Source organism: Salinibacterium sp. PAMC 21357 (assembly GCF_000247645.1).
In the GTDB taxonomy this organism is placed as follows: domain Bacteria; phylum Actinomycetota; class Actinomycetes; order Actinomycetales; family Microbacteriaceae; genus Rhodoglobus.
In genome coordinates this window covers 142,908-157,918 of sequence record NZ_AHWA01000005.1, presented here as the reverse complement: position 1 = coordinate 157,918, position 15,011 = coordinate 142,908, and the positions used below count along the sequence as shown (strand labels likewise).

Below are 15,011 nucleotides of genomic sequence, written 5' to 3'. Positions count from 1 at the left end.
GTCTACGCTTCGTGACCAGCATAAACAGGAGCACCGAGGCAGGCAGAAAGGCAGTTCTTAACGAGGTGCTAATTCTTGATTGCATCCCGCAGGAGGGCAGAAAGTGCCTGCAATTGAATGTTCGATTCTGCAACAACATCGTCATCTGAGCCGTCGAGTGCGCGAGCCGCTAGGCCAGCCTTACTATCGATGAGCTCGGCGATGCGCGCATCGATTGTGTGCGCAGCGATGATGCGCCAAGCCGTCACCGGAAGCTCTTGACCAATGCGGTGCACGCGGTCGATCGCTTGAGTCTGTTCAGCGTTAGTCCAACTAAGTTCTGCGAGAACGACGTTGGACGCCGCCTGCAAGTTCAGTCCGACACCAGCAGCACTGAGAGAGGCAACGACAACCGCAACCTGCGGGTCGTTGGCAAAAGAATCGATCGCGTTTTGGCGTGCTTTGGCGCTTTGGTCTCCACGGATGGAGACTGACTTTAAGCCAACCTTGGCGAAGTGCGCTTCAGCCGTGTCCATCACATCGATGTGCTTCGCGAAGAAGACAACTTTGCCAACCGAGCGAGCCAACTGTGCCGTGTAGTCGGCGGCGAGCGTTGCTTTCGCTTGACCGATGCGCCGCACCATAGTGAAGACGTTTTCGCCGGTGGTCGCGCTTTTGGACTCTTCGAGTTCCGCATGAGCGACCACGCGGATGAGATCTTCCACCGCTACGTCTGGCTTGAGGTTGCGTACTCGCGTGAAGCGATCGACCAATCGGGCGGTGAGCGCTTGCTCGGCGGCCCGGATGGAGCGACCGAGGTCATCGTCGAGCTCAACCGGGATATCGGCAATACGACGAGCAGGGATGTCTGCTGCGACATCCACCTTCTTACGACGCACGATGCCCATGTCGATAACCGCACGTCGGGCTTCGGAGAAGAACCCCGGGTCGGCCGGCGTCAATTCGGATTCTTCGAGCTTTGACATGAGAGGTGCGAGCGGCTTTGTGCCGTCGATCCAGCCCAAGTACTGCCAGATTGCCCGGAAGTCTTCGATCGAGTTGATCAGCGGGGTACCGGTGAGCGCCATGATGAGCGCTTTCGGGTAGGTCGCGCGAATGCTCTGCGACAAGCTGAGTACGTGTTTTGACCGTTCAGATTTGAGGTTCTTAATGAAGTGGGCTTCATCGACAACCATGCCCTTGAACCCGAATCGACCGAGCCAACCAACGTGACGGTCAAGCACTTCATAGTTGACGATGACGACATCGCTAAACGCATCGACAGAGTCACCGTCACCGTGCACAACCGTGGCGCTGCGGCCAGGGGTCCACAGCTCTACTTCGCGCTCCCAGTTGGTTTTGACAACGTTGGGAACCACAACCAGCAGCGGATAAGAGTTGGAGGCCTCTGCGGCCATGAGTGCCTGAGCGGTCTTGCCAAGCCCGGGCTCATCAGCGAGCAAGAAGGTGCGGTGCCCCTGCTTGACCACTTCGACGAAGCGGGCCTGGTGACGCATGAGATCGAGATCTCCGCGAGTGCGAAGCGATGCTGCCTCTGGCAGCGCCATCGATGCAGCACCACCGCCAGAACCGTGCTCGAAAGCACGGAACAGCGGGTCGATAAGCTCCCAGTTGGCAAGCCGATTGCTGTGCTCAGGTTTAGCGGCCACAGCACTAAAGTCGGGCGCCAAAAATGGGTTCGCCATCTGCATCTGACGAACGGATGCGGGCACAACCTGCTTGTCGACCTGTTTGTCGACCGGCTTCGGCTCGGCAGAAATAATGAGTTCTTCTGGGCTCAGTTCAACACCGGCTGCCAGTAGAAGGTCGCGGCGAAGAGCTTTCGCTGCGGGAGTGATCGGGGCGGCCTCCCCCAGCATCGACAGCAAGCTCGTGTCGCGAGCGGCGGTCTTTGCGAGGATGCCGGCAAGACCGTCAAGTCGCTTTTGTTCGTTAGCCCGTTCGGAGTCCGTCAGCGTTGGATCAACCTTGACCCGTGCACGCTCTTCGCGAAGTAACAGCGCGGCGACCTGAAACCGAGCGCGGTTAGCGGGCTTGAGCGGGCCCTTTTGGACGGCCGTTTCTACCTCGCGAGCAGCACGGGCGAGTACCGGAATCACGCCGGTGTCGTCACCGGGACGTGTACGCCGGCGTTGAGCGCCAGCCTGACGCTGACCAGAGTTTTTGGGTCGCTTATTGCGCTGCGAGGGATCGGTCTTTGACGAGTTGGTCAATTATTCTCCTGGCGCTAGGCAAAAGTCTCAGTCACATGGATCGCAGACTCAGAGACGTTGCCACGAATGGAACCTCATACTGAGTGACAACATCCACTCGAGTGAGCCAGACCCAACTGCGGTGCGATTGGTGGTCTCAAGGGATGCGTTACCAGTGTACGCAGAAAATTGCGATTGTGCGCTACTTGAGCGAACTAACCTCGACTTTGGGATTCGGCGACGCGAACAAAAACACCGACAACGATGAAGATGAGGGCCGCGACGTAGTGCAGGCCTGCGAACAACTGGGCATTCTCTATCGCGATGGGAAATACCGGATTCCACAGGATCGCGATGGGAATGAGTGCAATCGCCCACCACCACTGGCGTGCCTGCGCTACCAACACAACACAAATTAGCGCCAGGATGCTCACGACGTAGCGAACTACCGTGAAAATTTCTGTGTCGATTATTGCGGCGCCAACGAGAAGCACGAGCACAGCGAGAATCGCGGCTGGCAGAACCACTCGGCGGGGCCGGTCGGGATACGTTGCACTCATTAGATCAAATATACCGGTCTCAGCACGCGGAACTGGCGCTAAACGCCGCCTCCACCTCCGCCACCGCCGCCACCGCCTGACGATCCGCCGCCACCCGAACCACCGCTGGAGCTGCTGGAGGCACTGCCGGAATAGGAACTCGCGATAGAGCTAGACATGCTCGAGATGCCGGACGCAAAAATCGCCCCGTTAAAGGCGCCAGAACCGGCGTACCAATCTGGGGACCTCTCGCTGTAGTAACGTCCCAACTCTTCAGACCACCGCTCTTCAAGCCCAAACAGCACGGCGTACGGCAAGAGCTTCTCGTAGATCTTGAGCACGTCCGCCTCCCCGGTGGACTCGCTTCGCTCACGAAGCGCACCTTCGGGGCTCTGCAGCATCCGTAAGCGGTCAGCTTCGGCGAGCGTGATGTAGAGCTCCAGCCCTTCAAGGTGATCTCTTGCTTCTGCACCACGCGCCGTCACTGGCACGCGAAACAACACCATCACCGTTGCGATACCGGCAGCGATCGCAACTGCAATCAGCACGAACGGGATGGCCGCCCCCAATGACTGCTCAATCAGAAGGAACCCGAAGACGACCGCTACGATCCCAGAAACGACGGAAACCAGAACGGGCAGATAGCTGCTGGCCGAGATTTTTCGCCTATACCCCGCCGCTACGAGCCCCGTGTTCTCGCGCTGCACAATCTTGTAAAGCTTCTGGCTGAGCTTCTGGTCTGGCTTTGCCAGATCGCGCACGGCTCCGTGCATCAACGACGTTCCAAATAATTCGCGCAGAATCTCAAGCGGGGTATCTTGCACGCCGGTGGGGTCGACGAGTTCGAGACGGTAGGTCGTCTGCGATGAAAAGAACCCGCGTGACTCAGACTCACGGATGCGCAGCTTTCCCTTGACCGCGAATTCGAGAATCTGCGCCGCAATAGCCTTATTCCGTTTGCCGAGCAGCAGCGCCGACGTGATGAGCGAGACGTCTTGAGGCGGCGAGTACTCCGCGATAATCGTCGGGCGGCCGGGTGCGTCAGCAAGCGTGGTGCGCCGCGTGCGAAAAGCCCAGACCAAGGCTGCGAGCGCACCCAGCGCCCCCAGCGGCTGCACGAAACCCGATGCCGCCGACAGGTAGGCCGTCTCACGCGCGGTGAAGGTGCCCGGCTCGAAGCCGAGGGCAAGCGTCAGGTTCTGGCGGGCGCCCAACGAACGCTGTGTCGCGGTGAACTGGTTCGGTCCACTGGAGGAAATCTCGCAAGTACTTCGGGAACCGCTACCTCCCCAGTAGCAGCGCGGTGTGTCGGTCAACGCGCCCGAAAGTCCGTCTCCCAGGTGAACGGTGGCGGTTACCGAACCGAAAGGTTGGTTCCAACCGACGCCATTCGTGTCCCAGTACCACTCGTCGGCGTCGGTATCGGCGTAGTAGCGCGTGACGTTTGATTGCTCATAGGTGAACACGTAGGTCTGCGCGCCCTCGACGAATGAGTCGGCTGCGCTCGTGACGAGGGTAAAGCCCTCATCGTGCTCGATCTCAATCGGCCGGGGCTTTCCGGTCTCATCCGTGACCGAAATATTCGACACGTTTACGGGCTCGCCCTCGAAGTCGTCGGGTATCGCGCGTTTCATTCCGCGGTTTTGGTCAGCGGGAAACACGGCAATAAAGGTTTCCGTGGTCAGCAGCGTTGACCGCCCCTCGCTGTCGCGATCCAGAAAGAACTCAGCGTCGTAACTGTCAAACACGAAGTCATCGAGCCCGAATTGAACGACGCCATTCGCCGCGCGAGCGCTCTCGACGTCTACTGCTGGGTGCTCCGCCGCCACCGCTGCCGTCATCGGTGACACGGTCAGCACCAGTGCTGCTAATACCCCGCCGAGAAACCCTAGAGATCGGCGCGCGCGTTTTCGAGTGGGCAACGGCCGTGTGCTTGTCATCTTCGCTCCGATGTTGACTGACTTAGGCCAGCGTAATCACCACGACACGATCGCCACGATTGCGGCACACTCGCTCCTCGCCACCGCCTCCACAAACGCTGCGAGCACCGTGCTCGGTAGAATCGACGCATGAAGAGTGCCTTGGCTGTCGAACACCTGCAAGAACTAGTACGAATCCCCACAGTTTCTCGCGAAGACTCCAGCACCACCGAGTGGACTGAATTCACCCGCTTTGCCTCTGCCTTACGCAAACTCTATCCACTGTGCCACAGCCGCCTTGAGCGCGAAACAGTACTTGAGTACTCACTCATGTTCCGCTGGCGCGGAAGGTCTTCCACTGAGCCTTCCGTTTTGCTCGCCCACTATGACGTCGTGGCAGCGCCACCCGAGGGGTGGAAGCGCCCACCGTTTGCCGCCGAACTCAGCGGCAAGGGCGAAGAGCGGCTCATATGGGGACGAGGAACTCTAGACAACAAGGGTTCTGTCGTCGCGATCCTCGAAGCAGTGGAATCTCAACTCGAGGCCGGACTCGTGCCCGCTCAAGATATCTACTTGTGCTTTGGCCACGATGAAGAAACGCACGGCACTGGAGCTTCGGCGATCGTCGATCTGCTCGAGAGTCGTGGAGTAAAGCCCGTCATGGTGCTCGATGAGGGCGGAGCAATCGTCGATGACGTTTTCGACCAAGTTGAGGCGCCGATGGCGGTGGTTGGTGTCGCCGAAAAGGGCACCGCTGCGCTGCGATTAACGGTGGATCAATCAGGCGGACACGCCTCCACCCCACCGCGCACCCCCGCAGCAGTGCGACTCGCCCAGGCGATTATTCGCGTGAACTCGAGCCCCTTCCCTGCGAATCTGACACCAACGGGTTCTGACTTGCTCCGCATATTGGGCGATCACGCTGGCGGCATCACCGGATTCCTGCTGCGGAATGTGTCGTGGACTCAGCGACTACTCGTACCCATCTTGGTGCGCAAGAGCGACGAACTTGCCGCAATGCTGCGCACCACTCAAGCCGTAACGATCCTCGAAGGTGGTCACGCGGTGAATGCGCTGCCTGAACGGGTGAGCGCCATCATCAATGTTCGAATCGCCGTCAACTCCACCCTTAGCGCTACCGTCAAACACGTGACCCGCGCCATCAATGACAAACGGGTACGAATCACTGTTGACTCCCCCGGCGAACCATCACCGGTATCGCCAACCACCGGGCTCGCTTGGGAACTCCTGCGATCAACAATCGAGAAAACCTTTCCAGGAACGATAGTGACTCCCTACGTTCAAAATGGTGCGACCGATAGCCGCCACTTCACTCGCATTAGTCGCGGGGTCTACCGCTTCACCCCATTCGCGATGGCCCGTGAGGTTCGCGACACCCTTCACGCCCGCAATGAACGGATGCTCGTCAGCAGTTACTTGGACGGCATCAACTTCTATCGGGCCCTAATCGCCTCGCTCTAGCTCTTGCTCCAGCTCTAGCTCGCGGCGCGAATACCATTCGCGAACGGTCGATCGTCACTGTCGGTGAATTCGTGTGCAATCCACTGTCCCAATTCTGCCGGGCGATCAGTGACGATCCCATCGACGCCGAGCGAGACAGCATCCGACCATGTCTCGGAGTCATTGAGGGTGTAGATGAGGATGCCCAACCCCGCGTCATGAACCCTCTGAACGAGTTCTGGATCCTGCGTAATGGCTTTTTTACTGGTCACCAGCGCGACCGCTCCCGCAGCGGCGGCAAGTGCTCCGGGGTCGCCAACGATCTCACGAACAATGAGCATCCCGGGCAACTCAGGGCTCACCCGTTGAAGCGCCTGCAGGGTCATGATGTCGAAACTCCCAATAATGACGTGATCGCTCACCCCATGGCGCGCGATCAGATCCGCAACGAGAGTGACTTGCCCATCGGTCCATGATCCTTTGAGTTCGAGGATTGCGTTCTTGGTTGACCATCGCAGCAGATTGAGGAATTCTTCGAGCGTGGGAACCGTTGCTCCCGCGAATTCGTCACCAAACCATGAGCCGGCGTCGAGGCTCGAAAGTTCGTCATAGCCGTAGGCCCAGACGGGACCAGTGCCATCGGTTGTTCGGTCGACAGTCCAGTCGTGCATGAGCACGGGAATGCCATCGGCGGTGAGCTGCACGTCAGTTTCTACATAGTCTGCAGCGCTGTTGAGCGCGTGACCGAGTGCTTCAAGAGTATTTTCTGGTGCCACCATCTTGTCTCCACGGTGACCTGCAATGAACGCAGCTTCACCGGGAGAGCGAAGCGACGAGAACGCTCCAACAGCGTGAACACGACTGACGTTAGCGTTCAGCACGAGAGCTAGGGTGATTGCGGTTACGACGGCTGCCGCTAGGGCAGCCCTTCGGGCAGGGTGGTTTCGATATGCCGATGCCGGGTTCTGCGATGTCGCCATTGACTCGCCATTCTGTGTCGGGTTGCCGCACGCTCACGGTGACCCCACTATACCGACCTTGTTATCAATCCGTTACTTAGTGGCGGGATTCTTTCGCGCGTGTCTCAATGGCCGCCCGAAGCGGAATGGACGGAACCGCCCCGTGACTTTCTACCGAAATGGATGCCGCAGCCACAGCAAACCGCAGAGCGTCATCCGCCAGCATCCCCTCAACAAGTCCAGCAGCGAACGCCCCGCAGAAGGTGTCGCCCGCACCCGTGGCATCGACAGCGGTCACGCGATGAGCGGGCACGAGAACCTCATCGGTTCCTACCCGATGCAGGGAGGCCCCCTTGGATCCCCACGTCACGATGACGGTAGGAACCAGCGTGAGAAGTCGCTCCCCCAGCCCCGTCAGCTCGGTGGCCAGACCGTTATCTTTGGCCATTTCAGCAGCTTCGTGCTCGTTGACGATCAAGACATCAAGATTCTCCAGCAGCACCTGGGGCAATACCTGGATCGGAGCGGCGTTAAGAATCACTCGGGTGCCAACCGCGTGAGCGACCCTTGCTGCTTCCACTACCGTCTGCAGTGGAATCTCCAGCTGCATCACCAAGGCCGAGGCGGCGCTAATCGCGGCAGAGTCGGCACTCGTGAGTACCAGGACGTCACTATTGGCTCCCGGCTCAACAATGATCGTGTTCTCGCCTGTGCCATCGACCGCGATCAAGGCCGTGCCGGTGGGTTTCTGGGTCGTTCGCAGTTGAGAGACGCCAATGGAGTCGGCGCTCAGCCCGGTGCGCACCATCTCGCCGAAAGAATCGGCGCCCACAGCACCGATGAAGGTCGTTTCTGCGCCAGCGCGAGCCGAGGCAACAGCCTGGTTTTGCCCCTTGCCGCCCAAAGCTGTGTTCAACCCGTGCGAGAGTACGGTCTCCCCCGGCGAAGGAATTCGCTCAACACGAAGAACTTGATCAATATTTGCGCTACCGACAACGACGATTCCAGACATTAGTCAAAAGTACCGTATTAGTGGTGATCAGGATGCCGAACTACTCGGATTCGACCGCTTCTGCCGCGGCGACGATGCGATTGACCATGCCACTAAAGATCACGCCGTGGAAGGGAAGAATCGCCGCCCAATAGAGCCGACCACCCAGCCCACTCGGAAAGAAGACTGCCCGCTGGCGATATCGGGATCCGCCATCGCCGCTATCGTCGACAGTCAATTCCAGCCATGCCCGACCCGGCAGTTTCATCTCTGCGCGCAAACGAAGGCTACGACCGCGATCGATGCTTTCCACCCGCCAGAAATCGAGGGCATCACCCGTGTTCAAGGTGCTCGGATGGCGTCGCCACGTCGAAGACCGACTCCGCCAACAAGCTTGTCGGCCCAGCCTCGCAGCGCCCACGCCAAGGGGAACGAATACCACCCGTTCTCGCCGCCGATGCCCTCGACAACAGACCACAGCGCACTCGGCGATGCTGGAGTACGGCGCTCACGCAAGTCGGTGTAGACCGTGTGACCTGTCCACTCCGGGTCGCTGGGGATCGGGTCGCTCGGAGCTCCCACGACGGTCGCATCTTGCCAACTCGTCTCCACTTCTCCATCACCCATTTTGACGAGCGCCAATCGCACTGATGCGCGATAGCTGGTTAGCCCGCCGTCAGGCTCGGGAATGAAATCCGCGACGGAATCGTCACGCACGATGCAGTCGAACTGGAGCGACTCAATGATGGGCACCGCTAGCAGCCGTGGAATCGGCGTCACCAAGTTGACCCACTGCGAAGCAAGCCACGGCGTCAGCACCGGCAAGGACGCAATGGGGCGCTGGTGAAGTCCCGCCTCGAGGGCGTATCCATTCATCATTTGGCCGTAGCGCAAAACATCCGGGCCGCCAATGTCGAAACTGCGATTGAGTTCTTTGTCGAGTTCAAGAGCGGAAACTAGGTAGTACAGCACGTCTCTAACGGCGATCGGCTGAATAAAGTTGCGTACCCATTTCGGCGCAGGCATATAGGGCAAGACTTCGGTGAGATGGCGGATCATTTCGAAGGAAGCGGAACCAGAGCCAATCACAACGCCGGCGTTGAATGCAATGGTCGGCACGCCGGAGTCCATCAAGATGCGGCCAACTTCTGCACGACTGCGCAGGTGGCGACTGAGCCCACTGATGTCACCCTCGGGGTGGAGGCCGCCCAAGTAAATGATGCGGGAGACTTTCGCTTTGGCTGCCGCATCAGCGAGATTATTGGCCGACTTTTTTTCTGTCTCTTCGAAGTCGCCTTTTGCCCCCATGGCGTGCACAAGATAGTAGAGCGCATCGATGTCAGCTACCGCATCGGAAAGCGTCGCAGCATCCGTCAGGTCGCCAACGACGGTCTCAACATCGTCGCGCCACGGCACGTCGTGCAGCTTGCGAGGATTGCGCACAAGCACCCGCACGGTGTGTCCGGCATCAATCAGCCGAGGGACAAGTCGGCCACCCAAATATCCTGTTGCTCCAGTTACAAGAACGCGCATGCTAGAACACTAATCAGCCCAACTGAGAAGAAGCGCACAGTTACAATCACGCCACGACGCGAACGTCAGTCTGCTTCGTCAGCGGCGAGCGAACCTGCGCCACACGACAAACCAGATGGCGCCGGCGAGCAGCACGATGCTGCCAAAGACCGCCCAAGCGATCCAGGTCTGGTCGGGTTTATTGCCGTACACACTCGCCTGCAATTCAGCACGAGACATTTCTGACGGCAGCGTGGAATCCATATCGCGTACCGCCCCATTCTGCGACACCGCTTCGGGAGAACTCGTCACGCCATTAGCCGCGTCGTCACTTGCACTGGCCTTGTCCGTCGCGTCAGCACTTGGCGCTCCCGCAGCTGATGGTTCGGTTTCTGGCGCAGGTGCGGGCGCTGGCGCGACCGCAGGCGCCGGCGCTGCAGCAGCTGGCGCCGCGGGAACCGCAGGTCCGGTGTGGCCAGCGTAATTAGCGAAAACCTGCACTCCCCACGTTGTTCCACCACTCTCGTAGAACGCGATGCCGACGTCGGTGAATGAACCCAGAATGTTGGCTTTGTGGCCCGGCGATCCCATCCAGCATCGTGCATTGCTTGCGCTGTGCGATAGCCGTTGGCAACATTCTCGCCAGCCTTGTTCCAACCGCTCGGAATCTGGCTCGAATAGCTGGGATTGTGCGACATGCTGTTTTTCGCAGCCATCTGTTTGGCCCACGCGAGCGCAACAGCATCCATCTCAGGATTGCGGATGAGGCCGCTCTGACCGGCATCCCAGCGCACTTGATTTACCAGCCCGTGGATCGTGTCAGCGGCAGCTGCGGTGGCGGGAGCTGCAGTCGAAAGAGGCAGCACAATTACTGCGATTAGCAGCGCGAAAAGAGCGCCACTGAGGCGAGCGAGGGTGTGGCGTGAAAAGATCATTACCCAGCAAGTATCCGCAGATAGCCGCTGAGATCAAGCTTCACGCCACACCTCTCGGCTAAATCAGAGACTTCGTGTGCCAGACCGTCTTCGTTTCGGTCCACTGAACAATGCGTTCAACGGATGGCGCGGGAACTCCGACAACCGGGCCGGAGACGCGCTTGAGCGTGTCGGCAGCCGCGATTTGAAGGTCGACCCACTCGAGCTGTTCTGCTCCAGCGAGGTCGAGACCGTTGACATCCGCATGGCTGGCTAGCCACGGGGCGATCTCGGCCGGTGACCCCGTGAGGATGTTGACGACACCACCAGGAACGTCGCTCGTTGCGAGAACCTCAGAGAAGCTGATCGCGCTGAGCGGTGCGCCCTGATGAGCCACAACGACAACAGTGTTTCCGCTGACGAGAGCCGGAGCAATGACGCTCACGAGACCCAACAATGACGATGAATCCTGAGGCGCGACGATGGCAATAACACCGCTGGGCTCTGGCGTGGAGAGGTTGAAGTACGGGCCAGAAACGGGGTTACCGTTGCCAGCAACCTGCACGTACTTGTCAGCCCAACCGGCATACCAAACCCACGCATCAATGGCGGTGTCGACCTGAGTAGTCGCTGCCGCCTTTGACAGCGCCTCGGTAGCCATGAGCTCGTCGATGAACTGTTCGCGACGACCCTCCAACAGCTCAGCGATGCGGTAAAGCACCTGGCCGCGGTTGTAGCCAGTAGCACCCGACCAGCCACTGACAGCAGCACGGGCCGCTACCACCGCATCCCGAGCGTCTTTGCGGCTTGCCAGTGACGCGTTCGCGAGGAATACGCCCTTCTTGGTTGCTACTTCATAGGTGCGGCCGCTCTCGCTGCGCGGGAACTTGCCACCGATGTAGAGCTTGTAGGTCTTAGGAACCGTGAGACGGGTCATTTCTTGCCACCTTTCGTGACGGCGGGCGCGGCCCATCCAGCGGATTCTAGGTAAGCGGCCAGTCCGTGACGGCCACCCTCGCGGCCGTAGCCACTCTCCTTGTAGCCGCCGAAGGGCGACGCAGGATCGAAACGGTTGAACGTGTTGGCCCAGATGACGCCAGCACGCAGCTTGTCAGCCACGGCGAGCACGCGGGAGCCCTTCTCGCTCCAAATGCCCGCAGAGAGCCCGTAGGGCGTGTTGTTTGCCTTGGCGATGGCTTCTGCTGGGGTGCGGAACGTCAGCACGCTCAGCACTGGCCCGAAGACTTCTTCGCGAGCGATGCGACTCGAGGTCGACACGTTCGTGAAGATTGTTGGTGCGAACCAGAAACCGTTCTCGGGGATCGCGCAGTCGGCAGTCCACCGCTCGGCACCTTCGGCTTCGCCGACGTTGCTGAGTTCGCGGATGCGGTCGAGCTGAGCCTTCGAGTTGATGGCACCGATATCGGTGTTCTTGTCGAGCGGGTCGCCCATGCGCAAAGTGGAAAGTCGCGCCTTGAGACGATCAACAACCTCGTCGTGAACGTTCTCTTGAACCAGAAGACGCGAGCCTGCACAGCAGACGTGCCCCTGGTTGAAGAAGATACCGTTGACGATGCCCTCAATGGCTTGATCCATGGGGGCGTCGTCGAAGACGATGTTCGCGTTCTTGCCGCCAAGTTCGAGAGTGACCTTTTTGCCGCTGCCCGCGATGGACTTGGCGATCGCACGACCAACGCCGGTCGAACCGGTGAAGGCAACCTTGTTGACGTCGGGGTGGTTGACGAGTGCCTGGCCGGTATCGCCAGCGCCCGTGATGATGTTGACGACACCCTTGGGCAGGTCAGCCTGCTGAAGGATCTCGGCAAAAATCATTGCACTCAGCGGAGTGGTTTCGGCCGGCTTGATCACGACAGTGTTGCCTGCTGCGAGCGCCGGAGCGATCTTCCACGCGAGCATGAGCAGCGGGAAGTTCCACGGGATCACCTGAGCGGCAACACCGAGCGACTGCGGGTTCGGTCCGAGACCGGCGTAGTCGAGCTTGTCGGCCCACCCGGCGTAGTAGAAGAACCAGGCAGCAACGAGAGGGATGTCAACATCGCGGCTCTCCTTGATCGGCTTTCCATTGTCGAGGCTTTCCGCGACCGCAAGCTCACGGGCGCGCTCCTGAACAAGACGGGCGATCCGGAAGAGGTACTTGCCGCGGTCAGCGCCCGAGAGCTTCGACCACGTACGGTCGTACGCTTTGCGGGCTGCGGCAACCGCAACATCCACATCAGCGTTGTTAGCGTTGGAGATCGAGGCAATCTCTTTCTCGGTTGCCGGAGAAATGGTGGTGAACGCGTCTCCACGACCATCCACAAATTCACCATCAATGAAGAGCCCGTAGTGCTTCTTCAGGTGCAGAACCGACGTAGATTCTGGGGCGGGAGCGTAATCGAGAAAGCTGGGGGCCTTCACGCTCAGTGCTTTGTCATTCTCAGTCATGGGGTGCCTTAGTCAATCGTGACGTAGTCGGGGCCAGAGTAGTGGCCGGTGGTGAGCTTCTGACGCTGGAGGAGCACGTCATTGAGAAGACTGGATGCTCCGAAACGGAACAGGTGCGGTTGAAGCCATTCCTCGCCCACCGTTTCAGCAACCGTGACGAGGTACTTGATCGCATCTTTAGAGGTGCGGATGCCACCAGCCGGCTTCACGCCGATCTTCTCTCCGGTGAGTAGGTGCCAGTCGCGCACAACCTCAAGCATCAGGAGGGTGACAGGAAGTGTCGCAGCCGGCGCAACCTTTCCGGTGGAGGTCTTGATGAAGTCTCCCCCAGCCAGGATCGCCAACCATGATGCTTTACGCACGTTGTCGTAGGTGTTGAGTTCGCCAGTCTCGAGGATCACCTTGAGGTGGGCATACGTTCCGTTCTCACGACGGCACGCTTCTTTTACCGCGACGATCTGGTCGAAGACGATGCCGTAACGGCCGGAGAGGAAAGCACCACGGTCAATGACCATGTCGATTTCGTCAGCGCCGTTGGCGACGGCTTCCTTGGTGTCCATGATCTTGATCGGCAACGAGGATCGGCCGCTGGGGAATGCGGTAGCGACAGCGGCAACGTTGATCCCGTTGTCTGCCCCGTTCGACCACGCAGATCCGAGGGCGTCAGCGGCGTACGGAACCATGTCGCCATAGACGCAGACAGCAGCAACCCGAGGGGTTGACGCATCCGAAGGGTCAGGCAGCACGGCCTTGGCCGCGAGCGAGCGCACCTTGCCGGGGGTGTCCGCACCCTCGAGCGTCGTCAGGTCAATGAGCTTAATGATGGTGTCAAGAGCCCACGCTTTAGACGTCGTCTTGATGGAACGCGTGCCGAGACCTGCCGCACGTTGCTCAAGCCCGACCGCGTCGACACCCGAAAGCCCGTCGAGGTGAAGCTTGAGTGACTTCTCGGTCAGATCTGAGCCGATGAGGTTGACCGCGCGCTCAGCAGGAGCGAGCGCGATGGCCGGTTCGATTGTCATGTGGTTTCCTCCAGGAGTGCGTGGGCGGTGGCCTCATCGGTAACGATGACGGAACACAACCCACTCGTAACGACGGCGCGAGCGACGTCATGTTTAGCGTCGCCAGCGACGACAAAAATTGCGTGCTCGGCGGCACGAAGCTCATCGAGACCGATGCCAACCGTGCGCTCATCCAGAGCGGTGTCAACGATCTCGCCAGCGCTATCGATATAGCGACCAACAACATCGCCAACAGCACCCTTAGCAACAAGCTCATCAACATCGGCCTCGGTCAGATAACCGCTGTCGACGTGAACCGAACTAGCCCCGGCAACACCGGCGCTATACAGATAGGCGGATGCCGAAGCACCGAGCGCTCGAACACTAGCAACAGCACGGTCGCGCTCGATCGCACGCTTCGTTTCGACCTGCTCCAGAATGGCGGGGATCGGCAGCAGCGTCGCTTGACCGTGCCCCTTCTGCGCAATTGTTACTGCGGTCTGAGCTGCTGTGCCCTGCTTGCTATTGAGGCTCACGCCACCATTGATCTGCACGACTTGCACCCCGACGGTCCACCCGGGGGCGAGCAGTCTGGCAACCTCGTCGAGAGTACGACCCCAGCTCACGCCGAGAGAGCGAGGAACGGGGCGAACAGCAGCGAGGTAATCGGCAGCGGCCTGAGCCACGCGCGGGCTAACTTCTTCGTCATCGGCAGGCAGCGGGACAACAACGGCGTCTTTGAGGCCGAAGCGCTCTCTTAATTGGCGTTCGACATCCAGTCGGCGGGCTCGGGGGTGAATGATCTCGATGCGCACGATTCCCACTTCACGGGCACGAGTAAGGAGGCGGCCGACCTTCCACCGCGTGATCCCGAGGAGCGCACCCACTTCGTCTTGGGTCTTGTTCTCTTCGTAATAGAGCTCGGCAACGCGTACTGCCAAGAGCTCGGTTGATTCATCCACTGCTGCCTCCTGTCTCAACGATAGAGTCAAGCGCACCCCGCTGCAACAAATGCGGGGGTGCTTGCTCAGATGAGCAGATTGTGCGCTGCGGTGGTGCGCACATGTGCAGCCAACAC

13 protein-coding genes and 1 pseudogene are annotated in these 15,011 nt (G+C 59.7%); 2 read left to right on the top strand and 12 right to left on the bottom strand.

Translation table 11 applies throughout. The annotated features are described in order from the left end of the window. Positions 1–68 precede the first annotated feature (68 nt). The 3 genes from ON14_RS10990 to ON14_RS10980 form a co-directional block, all read right to left on the bottom strand. On the bottom strand, positions 69–2,213 hold the full coding sequence (locus ON14_RS10990; protein WP_010205147.1) for an SNF2-related protein: 2,145 nt from the start codon (positions 2,211–2,213) through the stop codon (positions 69–71). A 194-nt stretch (positions 2,214–2,407) separates the two neighbouring features. After that, positions 2,408–2,752 carry a DUF6804 family protein gene (locus ON14_RS10985; protein ID WP_026037679.1) on the bottom strand — a complete coding sequence of 115 codons (345 nt, stop codon included), beginning with the start codon at positions 2,750–2,752 and terminating at the stop codon, positions 2,408–2,410. Between the two features lie 38 nt (positions 2,753–2,790). Then, a complete protein-coding gene (locus tag ON14_RS10980; protein ID WP_141630044.1) occupies positions 2,791–4,572 on the bottom strand; it encodes a DUF2207 family protein in 1,782 nt (593 codons plus the stop codon). 73 nt (positions 4,573–4,645) lie between these two features. Here ON14_RS10980 and ON14_RS15865 point away from each other — a divergent pair, with 73 nt between their 5' ends. Then, a complete protein-coding gene (locus tag ON14_RS15865) occupies positions 4,646–4,804 on the top strand; it encodes a hypothetical protein (RefSeq protein WP_158000089.1) in 159 nt (52 codons plus the stop codon). After that, positions 4,801–6,132, top strand: coding sequence for a M20/M25/M40 family metallo-hydrolase (locus tag ON14_RS10975; protein ID WP_010205144.1), 1,332 nt, complete (start codon positions 4,801–4,803; stop codon positions 6,130–6,132). The genes ON14_RS15865 and ON14_RS10975 overlap by 4 nt, the downstream gene beginning before the upstream one ends. Before the next feature lie 14 nt (positions 6,133–6,146). Here the strand turns inward: ON14_RS10975 and ON14_RS10970 are convergent, their stop codons facing one another. From ON14_RS10970 to ON14_RS10935, 9 genes and pseudogenes are all read right to left on the bottom strand, one after another. Next, positions 6,147–7,091, bottom strand: a complete 945-nt coding sequence (locus ON14_RS10970; protein ID WP_010205143.1) for a glycerophosphodiester phosphodiesterase — start codon at positions 7,089–7,091, stop codon at positions 6,147–6,149. Between the two features lie 76 nt (positions 7,092–7,167). Then, the gene (locus ON14_RS10965) at positions 7,168–8,082 is read right to left on the bottom strand and encodes a ribokinase (RefSeq protein ID WP_010205142.1); all 915 of its coding nucleotides are present in this window, start codon (positions 8,080–8,082) and stop codon (positions 7,168–7,170) included. A gap of 40 nt (positions 8,083–8,122) precedes the next feature. After that, positions 8,123–9,594, bottom strand: a pseudogene (locus ON14_RS10960) (SDR family oxidoreductase). Between the two features lie 78 nt (positions 9,595–9,672). Beyond that, positions 9,673–9,885 carry a hypothetical protein gene (locus tag ON14_RS15860; RefSeq protein ID WP_158000088.1) on the bottom strand — a complete coding sequence of 71 codons (213 nt, stop codon included), beginning with the start codon at positions 9,883–9,885 and terminating at the stop codon, positions 9,673–9,675. After that, on the bottom strand, positions 9,882–10,508 hold the full coding sequence (locus ON14_RS15725; RefSeq protein WP_141630043.1) for a CAP domain-containing protein: 627 nt from the start codon (positions 10,506–10,508) through the stop codon (positions 9,882–9,884). The genes ON14_RS15860 and ON14_RS15725 overlap by 4 nt, the downstream gene beginning before the upstream one ends. Positions 10,509–10,566: 58 nt before the next feature. After that, entirely contained in the window at positions 10,567–11,424 is an 858-nt protein-coding gene (locus ON14_RS10950; protein WP_010205140.1) for an aldehyde dehydrogenase family protein, read from the bottom strand. Further along, positions 11,421–12,932: an aldehyde dehydrogenase family protein gene (locus ON14_RS10945; protein ID WP_010205139.1), complete on the bottom strand. Its 1,512-nt coding sequence runs from the start codon at positions 12,930–12,932 to the stop codon at positions 11,421–11,423. The genes ON14_RS10950 and ON14_RS10945 overlap by 4 nt, the downstream gene beginning before the upstream one ends. A gap of 8 nt (positions 12,933–12,940) precedes the next feature. Beyond that, complete coding sequence (gene deoC / locus ON14_RS10940) at positions 12,941–13,954, bottom strand: deoxyribose-phosphate aldolase (RefSeq protein ID WP_010205138.1); 1,014 nt, start codon at positions 13,952–13,954, stop codon at positions 12,941–12,943. Continuing rightward, the gene (locus ON14_RS10935; RefSeq protein WP_010205137.1) at positions 13,951–14,895 is read right to left on the bottom strand and encodes a sugar-binding transcriptional regulator; all 945 of its coding nucleotides are present in this window, start codon (positions 14,893–14,895) and stop codon (positions 13,951–13,953) included. The genes deoC and ON14_RS10935 overlap by 4 nt, the downstream gene beginning before the upstream one ends. Positions 14,896–15,011 lie beyond the last annotated feature (116 nt).

Bases quoted from the DNA above. Each gene is read 5' to 3' on its own strand.
- ON14_RS15725 (WP_141630043.1), bottom strand. From the start codon at position 10,508: ATGATCTTTTCACGCCACACCCTCGCTCGCCTCAGTGGCGCTCTTTTC.
- ON14_RS10975 (WP_010205144.1), top strand. From the start codon at position 4,801: ATGAAGAGTGCCTTGGCTGTCGAACACCTGCAAGAACTAGTACGAATC.
- ON14_RS10980 (WP_141630044.1), bottom strand. From the start codon at position 4,572: ATGACGGCAGCGGTGGCGGCGGAGCACCCAGCAGTAGACGTCGAGAGC.
- ON14_RS10970 (WP_010205143.1), bottom strand. From the start codon at position 7,091: ATGGCGACATCGCAGAACCCGGCATCGGCATATCGAAACCACCCTGCC.
- ON14_RS10965 (WP_010205142.1), bottom strand. From the start codon at position 8,082: ATGTCTGGAATCGTCGTTGTCGGTAGCGCAAATATTGATCAAGTTCTT.
- ON14_RS10985 (WP_026037679.1), bottom strand. From the start codon at position 2,752: ATGAGTGCAACGTATCCCGACCGGCCCCGCCGAGTGGTTCTGCCAGCC.
- ON14_RS10945 (WP_010205139.1), bottom strand. From the start codon at position 12,932: ATGACTGAGAATGACAAAGCACTGAGCGTGAAGGCCCCCAGCTTTCTC.
- deoC (WP_010205138.1), bottom strand. From the start codon at position 13,954: ATGACAATCGAACCGGCCATCGCGCTCGCTCCTGCTGAGCGCGCGGTC.
- ON14_RS10950 (WP_010205140.1), bottom strand. From the start codon at position 11,424: ATGACCCGTCTCACGGTTCCTAAGACCTACAAGCTCTACATCGGTGGC.